Origin of the sequence: Anabaenopsis elenkinii CCIBt3563 (assembly GCF_015245355.1) — a bacterium.
Lineage (GTDB): Bacteria > Cyanobacteriota > Cyanobacteriia > Cyanobacteriales > Nostocaceae > Anabaenopsis > Anabaenopsis elenkinii.
Window position 1 is genome coordinate 3,071,179 of sequence record NZ_CP063311.1, and the last position, 11,056, is coordinate 3,082,234.

The 11,056-nt window shown below is 40.7% G+C and carries 9 protein-coding genes; 5 read left to right on the forward strand and 4 right to left on the reverse strand.

Features of this window, described 5'->3' with window-relative positions:
* Positions 1-141: 141 nt before the first annotated feature.
* Positions 142-834 (forward strand): hypothetical protein, encoded by a 693-nt coding sequence (locus IM676_RS13500; protein WP_200987378.1) that lies wholly within the window; start codon positions 142-144, stop codon positions 832-834.
* Between the two features lie 186 nt (positions 835-1,020).
* On the opposite strand, the gene IM676_RS13505 is transcribed toward IM676_RS13500, so the two are convergent.
* Positions 1,021-2,604, reverse strand: coding sequence for a DUF1565 domain-containing protein (locus tag IM676_RS13505; protein WP_200987379.1), 1,584 nt, complete (start codon positions 2,602-2,604; stop codon positions 1,021-1,023).
* 271 nt (positions 2,605-2,875) lie between these two features.
* Here IM676_RS13505 and IM676_RS13510 point away from each other — a divergent pair, with 271 nt between their 5' ends.
* From IM676_RS13510 to thiS, 3 genes are all read left to right on the forward strand, one after another.
* On the forward strand, positions 2,876-3,592 hold the full coding sequence (locus IM676_RS13510; RefSeq protein ID WP_200987380.1) for a ZIP family metal transporter: 717 nt from the start codon (positions 2,876-2,878) through the stop codon (positions 3,590-3,592).
* Positions 3,593-3,864: 272 nt separating this feature from the next.
* Complete coding sequence (locus IM676_RS13515) at positions 3,865-4,971, forward strand: thiamine phosphate synthase (protein ID WP_200987381.1); 1,107 nt, start codon at positions 3,865-3,867, stop codon at positions 4,969-4,971.
* Positions 4,972-4,996: 25 nt separating this feature from the next.
* The gene (gene thiS / locus IM676_RS13520) at positions 4,997-5,209 is read left to right on the forward strand and encodes a sulfur carrier protein ThiS (RefSeq protein ID WP_200987382.1); all 213 of its coding nucleotides are present in this window, start codon (positions 4,997-4,999) and stop codon (positions 5,207-5,209) included.
* On the opposite strand, the gene IM676_RS13525 is transcribed toward thiS, so the two are convergent.
* Positions 5,206-6,438, reverse strand: coding sequence for a glycosyltransferase family 4 protein (locus IM676_RS13525; protein WP_200987383.1), 1,233 nt, complete (start codon positions 6,436-6,438; stop codon positions 5,206-5,208). The two genes, thiS and IM676_RS13525, sit on opposite strands and share 4 nt — an antisense overlap.
* Before the next feature lie 1,227 nt (positions 6,439-7,665).
* Between IM676_RS13525 and IM676_RS13530 the strand changes: the two genes are divergently transcribed.
* Positions 7,666-8,613 (forward strand): DUF1517 domain-containing protein, encoded by a 948-nt coding sequence (locus tag IM676_RS13530; RefSeq protein ID WP_200987384.1) that lies wholly within the window; start codon positions 7,666-7,668, stop codon positions 8,611-8,613.
* A gap of 621 nt (positions 8,614-9,234) precedes the next feature.
* On the opposite strand, the gene IM676_RS13535 is transcribed toward IM676_RS13530, so the two are convergent.
* Together IM676_RS13535 and IM676_RS13540 are read right to left on the reverse strand one after the other, a co-directional pair.
* Positions 9,235-10,404, reverse strand: coding sequence for a DNA cytosine methyltransferase (locus tag IM676_RS13535; protein ID WP_200990208.1), 1,170 nt, complete (start codon positions 10,402-10,404; stop codon positions 9,235-9,237).
* Between the two features lie 184 nt (positions 10,405-10,588).
* Positions 10,589-11,026 (reverse strand): DUF6918 family protein, encoded by a 438-nt coding sequence (locus IM676_RS13540; protein WP_200987385.1) that lies wholly within the window; start codon positions 11,024-11,026, stop codon positions 10,589-10,591.
* Positions 11,027-11,056: the final 30 nt, after the last annotated feature.

Here is an 11,056-nt window from a genome sequence, read left to right on the forward strand (position 1 = left end):
CAGTACAACAAGTAGAATGAAAAACATTATTTATGATTATCAGTTTGGAAACTCTTGGGGAAGAATCCCATATCAAAAAACACCATAGACTAAGAAGGATGGCTAAACAATTTATACCTTTATTCTGAAGCCAATAGCGCCATGTTAAGCACAGAGTCAGAAATCTCTGCCAAATTGGCAGCCGCTCTATTAAGTCATTATAGTTTTGACCTCAGTGGATATACTCCCAGGGATCTGATTAACCACTGGCAAACCCAATATCCAGTGGAATGGCTGCATTTGGCAGTTATTGAGGCGCTATATCAAGGTCGCTATAAAGCCATCTCAGTGCAACAAATCTTACTATTTTGGCAACGCCGGGGTCAGGTGATTTATCATTTCAATATGGAATTTGAACGCCTGATTTGTAGCAAATTTCCTGAAAGCTTAATTCCAAAGGCTACTACAGTTCTACCTGCTATTAAGGAAGCAATTGGCTATGGTTCAGCATCTACTAATCAGCCGGTGAAAACCAATTCCTTACCAGCTGAGGTGAGAAATGGCTATAAGGAAAGTCACACTACCACCCAACCAGGGATGAACTCACAACAGGAGGAGAAAAACAGAACATTAGTATCTACCGGCGTCAACCTTGCATTCTCTGGTGCTGACTCCAGGGTGAACTCACCAAGGTATATTCAGAGAAATTCCCCATTACCCAAACCTCACCAGCAGAAAAAGCTAATAGCATCATCTGCTAATCATCCACCCATTGGACAATTTACTCCCGCAACCAGCAATTACTCTGATTCATTCACATCAAAACTAAAAGCGATGTCGGAGGACACGAGATAACCCGTCTATAGCTGAGGAATAACTCTATAGTTAATATTAACGCTAACACGAAAGTCCCTACCTTCAGCGAAGCAAGGTAGGGATGAAAATTCTTACCTGCTATGAGTGAAAGACTGGTCACCTCACCCTGACTACTTAGGGGTGAGGTAGGTGGATTTTATCGGCCAGTTGAGGCTTTGAGATAAATTATCTTAATGGCTCCATTATAGTTCTTAAACCGAAACTTTGGAGGAGATTTAGAATTTCATCGGCATTATTGCGATCGGTAAAAACTCCGACTTGCATGACTCTGCGACCTTGCCGCATAGTAGGAAATGCTTGTGGTACTAAGTTTAGCACTATATCTCGTTCCTGATTATTTGTGATATTAACTACTACTCGGTAACGTAAACCCGGCTGCTCTCCAGTAGATGGAATGCTCTGAGTGGGAGGAGTATTAGGATTAGGAATTGGTAATAGAGGTGATTCCCCAAAGGGAGGCGCTTGACCTAGATGTGGGGACTGGGGGGCTACAAATTCCACAATATTAGGATCAATCTGTAGAGAATTCATCTGTGATTGATTAGCCTGGTTGGGCTGACTGGGAGGAGAAAAGATAATTTCTTCATTGGCTGTGATGTTCTGGGCCGGAAGATTGGTAACGGTAGGCTGCTGAGGGTTTTGAGCTATAGGTGCTGTTTGAGCCTGAAAGTCTATGTTACCAGTAATCCGATTTGCCAACAGGTTATTACCAGCGGCAGGAATCCTCTGGTTACTTGCACTCCCATTAATATCGTAGCCCCTATTATTACGGAATTGGTTGCCACCTGGTTCAGTAATAGTACCCAAATTGGGTATGGATCGGGTGAGCACTACTAAACCATCTTCTGTGCTACCTTGAATTAAATTCTGCCGTAAAATCGGCCGAGCATTACCTTGTACTATGATCCCATAGCGATTGTTTTGAATTTGATTATTGCCTAGTATGGGGGCAGCATTGTCAGTTATATTGATCCCAAATCCTGTTTGATCAAAAACATTTTCCCGCACTTGCGCCTGGGAATTACCGCCAATGGTCATACCATTGGCTCCATTACGATGAAAGTAATTCTGCCTAATTGTGGGGGAGCTGTTACCAGTGATAGAGATCCCATCCTGAGTATTGCGGGTAAATGTATTGTTTGTGATCACAGGGTTGCTAGATTCAACCCACAAACCATAACCACGGGGCTGGGGATTGGTTACGGTTACCCCACTTAACTCAGCCTTGTCCGCACCGACGATAGTGACGTTTTGACCGCCAAAGCTGCGACTGAGAAATGTCCCACCACCTCTAATTGTAATTCCCTGTCCTTTAGTGAGACTATCTCCTTGAATTACAACCCCTGGTTTGAGGTTGAGGGGAAAAATCTCTCCAGTGTCAGCAGTATAATTACCGGGGGAGAGGATAATCATTGTATTGGGAGTGGCTACCTGCAAGGCGTAAGTAATAGTCCGGAAAGGCTCTCTCTGACTACCATGACTCGGACTGTTATTTCCGATACGGGGGTTGACAAATAACATTTTTACTTCAGACCTTGTGCTTTCACCCAGGGAGGTCTGAGGTATTTGAGCTGAAACTCTACTCGAACCGATACCCAGAATAGTTATACTGATTACTCCTAAGCCTAGGGTGAAAGATAAGATGGAAGCAACCAAAAACCAGACTAATTCCTGGGAAGAAGTCGATTGATCAAGCTGGCGAGTTAGCTGTAATTGCAGGAGCTTTGCTTGGGAATATTGAGAATACATAATTAGGATAAATCCATTTTCGATAAAGGTTAATAATATAGGACTTATGCAACTGGAATCATATGTCAACTGATTGTGAGGAGTGTCATCCTCACAATCAGGTAAATAGCAGCCCTGAATGCCAGTAAAAAATCTAATTTTCTTTGATAGGTGTCTAAGTCCTATAATAAAGTTTTTATCTCTTGAGAATCAAGAATGTCAATCATTGGTATTATGCCATCACTCACTGTCCTCAACCAGGTCATTGCGACAATCAATAGTAGAAGGAAGCATGAACACTTTGATTTCGGCCATTGTCCTAGCCACCACACATTTATTTGCCGGTAAACTAAGATTTCTCAAACATACACCACGTAGTCGTGGTTTCTCCTTTGGTAGCGGTGTGTCTGTAGCTTATGTGTTTATTCACATTTTGCCGGAACTGAGTCAAGCCCAAATTAAACTGCAAAGCAGTTTAAATATGGTATGGAGTTTTTTAGAGCATCATGTCTATATAGTCGCACTTTTAGGTTTAACGGTTTTTTATGGCTTAGAGCGATTCGCTAAAACTTCGATTCAAAGGAATGAAATAATAGGAGATACTAGAGATTTCTTCTGGCTACACATTGCTGCTTTTGCGATTTATAATATCTTAATTGGGTATTTGATAGGACAAAGAGAGAAATCAGATATTAGGGATTTATTGCTATTTTCTTTGGCTATGGCGCTGCATTTTGTAGTTAACGATCATGGTTTGCGTCAACATCACAAAAGAATCTATGACAAAATTGGTCGCTGGGTGTTATCAATAGCGATAATTGTGGGTTGGTTCCTGGGTTCGGTGACGGAAATTAATCAGGCTATTGTTGCGGTTTTCTTTGCCTTTTTAGCGGGTGGTATTGTCCTCAATGTTTTGAAGGAAGAACTGCCAGAGGAGAGAGAAAGTTGCTTTTGGTCATTTGCTTGTGGCACATTGAGCTATACAATTCTGCTCTTAGCTGTGGAATAGTTGATTGATTAATTTTTGCCAAATAAATTACACTCTAAAAGTTAATATATTTCCTGAAGAAATAATTTTTTGTTAGAGAAAAAGGATAGTTTGTTTGTTATTCAGGTGAGTTATTCAATGTATGCTTTTTGTTGAGTGGAAGATATATGATAATATCGTTTTTAAATCTTTCTTTGGTGTGTCATATATCTAGCCAGGAATGTATGTATAATTTTATAGTAGATATATGCTGATTATTTTGGAGATTGCCCTACTAGAAATTTTTGATCAAAATGTCTCACAGTGTTGATATTACCCCACTTAATGCAAGTAATAATAGGGTTGTTGTTATGGTGGAGCCAAACAGCCAAAAACCGCAAATACAGCCAGCTGTTTATCGGATTTTAGATGCTAATCTGGATCGAGCTCGCGAAGGGTTGCGAATTATCGAAGAATGGTGTCGCTTTGGGTTAAATAACGGGCAATTAGTTGGGGAATGCAAGTACCTGCGTCAAGAGTTGGCTCATTGGCATACTGCCCAACTGCGGGCAGCACGAGATACACCTGGTGATCCGGGTACGGAATTGACCCATTCCCAGGAGGAACAACGCTCTAGCATTGGGGCGCTATTACAAGCCAACTTTTGTCGTGTCCAAGAAGCAATGCGGGTGCTGGAAGAATACGGTAAGCTTTACCATCCCCATATGGGTAAAGCTATGAAGCAGATGCGCTATCGTGTTTATACTCTAGAAAGTAGTTTAATGGGCTACCAGCGCCATCAACTGCTGTGGCGATCGCACTTATATCTAGTGACTGCTCCGGCAGAAAATTTGCTCCCACAGGTGGAAGCTGCACTCAAGGCTGGATTAAGCCTTGTGCAGTACCGGGAGAAAATGGCTGATGACCATGTACGTGTAGAACGGGCGACAAAATTAAGGGAACTATGTCGTACCTACGGTGCTTTATTTATCGTTAATGACAGAGTAGATTTAGCTTTGGCGGTGGATGCAGATGGTGTACATTTGGGACAACAAGATATGCCTATTGCCGTGGCTAGACAATTACTAGGACACCAGCGTTTGATAGGGCGTTCTACTACCAATCCTGAAGAAATGCAAAAGGCAATTGCTGAAGGTGCAGATTATATTGGTGTGGGTCCAGTTTATGAGACCCCCACGAAGGCAAATAAGCCAGCAGCGGGCTTACAATATGTTAGCTACGCAGCCCAACATAGCTCAATTCCTTGGTTTGCTATTGGGGGTATAGATACGAATAATATCAACGATGTGATTGGGGCGGGAGCAGAACGTGTAGCAGTGGTACGAGCTATTGTCGAGGCGGAACAACCGACCTTAGTAACACAATATTTGATTTCCCAACTTCATCACATCCGAGCATAACCAATTGATCAATCAGCAGTTAAAGATGTCTAATCAGATTACCCTCCAGGTAAATGGCGAAACCCGTAGTTGCTCCTCCCAAACCCTGTTACCAGATTTGCTGCAACAGTTCGGTTTTAATCCCCGGTTAGTAGCGGTGGAATATAATGGTGAAATTTTACACCGTCAATTTTGGGCAAAAACACAAATGCAGCCAGGCGATCGCTTAGAAATAGTCACCATTGTAGGTGGTGGTTAATTCAGCACACCATTAGGGATAGGTTCAGGTAGGTAGAGGGAACGGTAAAGGGTTTTGTGTCTGGCTAATTGTTTACCTTTGCGACCGAGTTTTTCACGTAAATGCTGGTCCTTACACAATCGTTTAAAAGCCTGAAAAACTTCGTATCCAGATTTGGGATTCACTAGAATCCCATTTTCTTCATGGCGAACTATATCAATCACCGAGCCTAAACGAGAAGCAATCACAGGCTTACCGAAGTAATTTGCTTCTAAGTACACCACACCAAAACCCTGTATATATTCCTGAGTATCTAAGCAAGTGAGCATCGCAAACAGATCACAAGCTGCATAATAGCCAGCTAATTCCTCATCGGGTACATATCCGGTCAGGTGTACTCGCTTGTCCACCCGCAACCGCTGGGCTAATTTTTTTAATCCCGGTTCACATGGCCCTTGGCCGCACAGTATATAGTAAACATCCACTCCAATTGTGAGTAGCAGTGGTAAGTTTTCAATCACACGATCAAAGCTTTTTTGCTTAACTAACCTTCCTACCGAAAGAATTACTATTGCTGTTTCGGGAATATTGTAAGCTTCCCGCACTCGTTGACGTAAATCATCAAAATTACCTTGATTCTTTTGAATACCCAATTTTTCTGGTCTGACTATAGGTTGAATGACATGGGTGGGAGTTTTTAAGCGGAAAGTTTTCTGAAGATAATCTTGAGTAACGTGACTGTTACAAACAATTCCCTCGGCGCGTTTCAGGGTCAATTTTAAGAGCGATCGCCATATGGGATTATGTAAAGTGTCAATAATATCGCTACCATGGAGATACATAAAAAAGCGTATAGGTAGGATATAGCTCAATAGTAATAATGCTGGAAACTCGTAGCCGTGACCCCATTCAATATAACGGTAATGATAACGAAAATATAGTTTGATTGCTAGCACAAATGAGCAGACTAAATCGATAGTAGGTTGTAATAGACTTCCCAGAAAATGACCTAACCAGTAGCGAAAATTTGGCCAGCGATATACGGAAAATTCCTGAGCCTGATCAAATACTTGATCACCATAACAAGCAGATGTGAGAACCACTACTCTTTCTGGGTCTTGAACACAGCGATTATAGATATATTCCCCAATGACTGATTTTTTCGGCAGAAATAAACTAGATATGACTAAAATATCAGGATTTGCTTTTTCCTTTCGGATGTTTGTTCGCTGTTGTGAGAGATGTTCCATGCTCATTTTTGATAAGTTGGATTTAAATATTATGTAACTTTCAATACTAAAAGTGATGTTTATTTCCCATGGAGTCAATAGTAATTTAACTTACGAATTTGGGAATTATTGACTGTGTTTTAGTTCAATCCAATAAGTTAAATAAGGAGGAAACAAAATACTTGGTAACAGAATTCAAACTTCAGATTTGAGTGCCCGATTTACAACATCTTCTGACAAAGTATTAAATTCCCAAGTTAGAGTCTTGCTCCTGGATATACTAACTATTGAAGGCAGACTTCCTCTTGAGTCACCCAAAATTTGGGCTATTTTTTGATTTTAGCTAATAGCTATCATTCACGAAAAAGCGATTTACCCATTTCTTAGTAGCATTTTTTGCCCCTCTTAATTAAGACAGGGAAACCAGAGATATCTGTATAGACAATTACCACTCTTTACGATATATAAAAACATAATTTTGGATAATTCCTTGAGGGAATCTATTACATATATCTCAGTTATATTTTATAACATTGGCTATGGATAATTTTGGATGATTAGTGTGAAGTTTCTGTAAATTATTTGAGAGTTAAATAAATTTAAACAAGTTGAACACTTAAATGAAACGTATTTGCGAATAATCGCCTAAAAATACCGGTTTTATTCCTAAAATACTCGGAAATTTTGCCGCTACCAATAGGGTATCCTAGATAAACTTATTTGTCGTGACACAATGCCGGAAAAATATGATTATCTAGTCATAGATATCGTCAATTCTGGTTAATATCCGGACAATTATACTGTTTTGCTGATGATGCTTCAGTGGCTGATCCTATAGTTAGATCCCTAATGATCATAGAAGTAAGTATGATAAATGACTGAGGTTAAGGAGATTAAATTCTGATTCGCTTCTAGATTAGCTAATGTGGGCTAGGTAGTCAGTACCTGGAGGGACTAAACCAGTACCCATGACAAACTCTCAAGATAAGATAATTCATTTGTCCGACACGATATAAATGGTCGGTATCCTTGATGTACGGTTATCTACCACAGAAATCCCCCCAGGGCTGAGTGTCTAATCAAGATGAGATGGGGTAGATTGGACGTATACTAAAAAACTGAATCTTAAAAACAGCTAGTGTTAATCAACAACTCACTGGTTACTGTGTAGCATAATTGCAGTAACTAAAAGATTTCTGGGAACATAGAAAACAATCATAAGTAATACACTTTTTCAGTGTCTGTGTTATGGGTAAAAAACTAAAACAAACCATTAAACCCTTGTTAAAGGTTTTCTTTCTTTTTAGTCTAGTGCTAACTTTAGCACTTAGCCATGCTGATGGTGCATTAGCGGCGCGCAGTGGTGGTCGCATCGGTGGCGGCTCATTTAGAGCGCCTTCTAGCCGCAGCTATACACCGCGCACTTATGCGCCTCCTGGTGGTGGAGGATACTATCCTGGTGGTGGTTTCGGCTTTCCCTTCTTGATTCCCTTTTGGGGGATTGGCGGTGGGTTTGGCGGTCTATTTACCATCTTAATTTTCTTGGCGATCACTAATTTCTTAGTACAAACCTTCCGCCGTGTGAGCAGTGGTGAAGGGGAAGACTTAGAGTACAGCAGCAATCCTCCTGTTTCTGTAACTCGGTTACAAGTTGGTTTATTAGCGCAAGCGCGTGGTTTGCAAACCGAACTCGACCAGATAGCCGAATCTGCTGATACTAACTCCCCACAAGGGAGAGCAGAAGTATTGCAAGAAGTCAGTTTAGCTTTACTGCGTCATCCAGAATATTGGGTCTACGCAGGTGGGGGTACGCAGCAAGTTAAATTAAATGCGGCTGAAAGTCAGTTTAACCGTTTATCATTAGCCGAACGCAGCAAGTTTAGTGAAGAAACTCTGTCTAACGTCAATAACCAGCTGAAAGCAGCTTTGAAAAAAGAGGCTTTACCCCCTGCTGATCAACTCAGTGAAGCACCAGGGGAATACCTAATTGTCACTCTACTAGCAGCGACATTAGGGAAGTTGGAAATCCCAGATGTCAACAGTGCTGATGATTTGCGTCAAGTTTTGCGGCGAATTGGTGGAATTTCTGGGGATCAACTTTTAGCTATTGAGGTGCTTTGGACTCCTCAAGCTCAAGGGGATACCCTGACTTCTGATGATATTTTGGCGGAGTATCCTGATTTAAAACTAGTGTAAAGGTCTTTTTCGCTGGTGATTACATTGAGCCAGTAGATAGAATGACTCTATCTACTGGCTTGATTTTTTCGGCTCAGAGGTTGTTTGGAAAGTCATGATTAGTATATCGAATATTATTTGACCCCTCCCTAACCCTCCCCTTGTAAGGCTATTCATTACTCACATCTTTCTTAACAATCTTGAAACATTTATGTGGCAATGGTTTCAAGGCTTGAAAATTTACCTACTCTTGACAAAATGTACCTTATTATTCTTGATAAAACCCTTATTTTATTGAGAATCATCAACGGAGGATTAAGGTTTGGGGGTTTGCGAGCGATCGCTCTCACGAATGTTAAGAAAGATCCGGGTAATGGATAGCCTTGTAAGGGGAGGGGACTGGATTTGATTGTTTTTTGTGTGGTCGGTGAGCGAAGTCGATAGCGATAGCGTGGCGTTAGCCATACCGTGTTCCCCATTCCCCATTCCCTGTTCCCTGTTCGGTGTGTTCCCTGTTCCCTTTTCCCTAAGATAAAAATTACCTGTTGAAAACTTATCAAACATCCTCTGAGATAGTTCTTAAAAGTTCAGAGTTTAAGAGTAGGTATAAAGCTACAAAAAAAGACAGTTAAAATTCTATAGCTATAATAGCAATAGTTGTTCAGATATTTCTTTACCTTTTGGTTTATTTCCCTGGATTAAACTAAAAAGATAAGTACCAATTTCTTTTGCAAGCAATACCGGAACTGCATTACCAATTTGTTTATATTTAGAACTTATCGAACCAGAGAAGATCCAATCATCGGGAAAAGTTTGAATTTTTGCCGACTCACGCACAGTTAAAGAACGCAACTCTACGGGATGACACATATCAGTAGCTTTTTGATGTGGACTTGTGGTTATTGTCGGAGAAGGTTTATCCCAGGATAATCTTCTATAAAAACCGACTTTTCCACCTCCCGAATCATAAGCACCGCCCATAGCCTCTTTTTTTAATTCCTCTGGTAAATGTCTCCAGTTTTGTCCTGCTTCTAATAATCTTAAATATTTTAAGCGATTTTCTGAATAACTTATAAACTCTGACTCTCTATCAACTAAACCTGTTAAAGCATCTCTTAGAGTCCGCCATTTAGGTAGATGTTGACCATCTTGGCAATATTTGGGGAGAGGAAATGTAGCAGTCTCACCATCTCTAGAACCAATAAATACTACACGCTCTCTATTTTGTGGAACGCCATAATCTGCTGCTTCTAAGAGATTATAAACTACCTTATATCCTAGTTGTTTCATTTCTGATAGTACCACACTTAATGCAGATCCTGGCATTTCATCATCTGCCAAAGGGGGATGATTTTTACCCCGTTCATTAATTGGTCTGTGACGAATAGGTGCTGAAAGTAACCCTTTGACATTTTCCATCAAGAAAAAACGGGGTTGAACTTCTTGAACAACACGAATAAATTCCATAAATAAACTACCGCGAGGGTCCATCACTGAACCTCTTTTTCCTGCGGTACTAAATGGCTGACAGGGTGGACCACCTGTTACTAAATCTACTTCTCCCACTTGTAAAGCACGACCTAATTTTAAAAATCTTCCCCCTTCCTCAAGTAGTCTTTGAGAACTAACTTTTTCTATTTCTCTAGGAACAGCACTTTCTTTAAGATCAGGTCTGTTAAGAAGAATTGTTTTTGCAGCATCATGGTCTTTTTCCACTACAGTCACTGTATGAAATCCGGCTGCTTCCATACCTAAATCCAGACCAAATGCACCTGTAAATAGGGAAATAGAAATCGCTTGATCATGTATCATGAGAAGGACTACCACACAGAGTAAATATTCTTGCAGTACAATTATACTACTTGTTGCTAAAATATTTCTAACTTTTGTATAAGCCGAGGATACCGCCATCGGGAGCGGAAATTATCCACTGTCGTCGGTAAATCCCAAGGTTCACCAGTATGTAAATGAATTTCATTTACATACCGGATTGCCCTTAAATTTTAGTATGTTTATCTACTATATTAGCTAGGTCTGGAACTGCTTCTTCTACGTGTTTCTTGGCGGAACTCCGGAATTTTTCATAGGTTCCTTTAACTATTTGCCGCTTTGTATGCTTGATTCTAGCATCGGTAATACTGAGCATAGCGTCTGCTGTTTCAGAGCGACTGGCGATGAGATGAGATGCGGGATCACCCTTGGCTGTACCCTCAGTCCAGAGAGGGTCAAGGGCTGTCAGGAATTGTGGTAGCAGCTGCTCAACAATATAAGGGATGTATCCGGGGTTCACTCCTTTTAAGGCTGTGAAGGCAGTTTTCAAGGCTATACCACTGATACCTGATTTAGAAGCTAGCTGCCGATCAATCATTTGGCAGCAATCATCTATGAGCATAGCCTTTTTGTTGGCAGTTAACAGCTGTTCAGTTAATCCCATTTTATTGCTCCTGAATATCAATGCAATGCT

Excerpts from the sequence above, each read along its gene's own strand:
- IM676_RS13500 (WP_200987378.1), top strand. The coding sequence starts at position 142 with ATGTTAAGCACAGAGTCAGAAATCTCTGCCAAATTGGCAGCCGCTCTA.
- IM676_RS13505 (WP_200987379.1), bottom strand. The coding sequence starts at position 2,604 with ATGTATTCTCAATATTCCCAAGCAAAGCTCCTGCAATTACAGCTAACT.
- IM676_RS13510 (WP_200987380.1), top strand. The coding sequence starts at position 2,876 with ATGAACACTTTGATTTCGGCCATTGTCCTAGCCACCACACATTTATTT.
- IM676_RS13515 (WP_200987381.1), top strand. The coding sequence starts at position 3,865 with ATGTCTCACAGTGTTGATATTACCCCACTTAATGCAAGTAATAATAGG.
- thiS (WP_200987382.1), top strand. The coding sequence starts at position 4,997 with ATGTCTAATCAGATTACCCTCCAGGTAAATGGCGAAACCCGTAGTTGC.
- IM676_RS13525 (WP_200987383.1), bottom strand. The coding sequence starts at position 6,438 with ATGGAACATCTCTCACAACAGCGAACAAACATCCGAAAGGAAAAAGCA.
- IM676_RS13530 (WP_200987384.1), top strand. The coding sequence starts at position 7,666 with ATGGGTAAAAAACTAAAACAAACCATTAAACCCTTGTTAAAGGTTTTC.
- IM676_RS13535 (WP_200990208.1), bottom strand. The coding sequence starts at position 10,404 with ATGATACATGATCAAGCGATTTCTATTTCCCTATTTACAGGTGCATTT.
- IM676_RS13540 (WP_200987385.1), bottom strand. The coding sequence starts at position 11,026 with ATGGGATTAACTGAACAGCTGTTAACTGCCAACAAAAAGGCTATGCTC.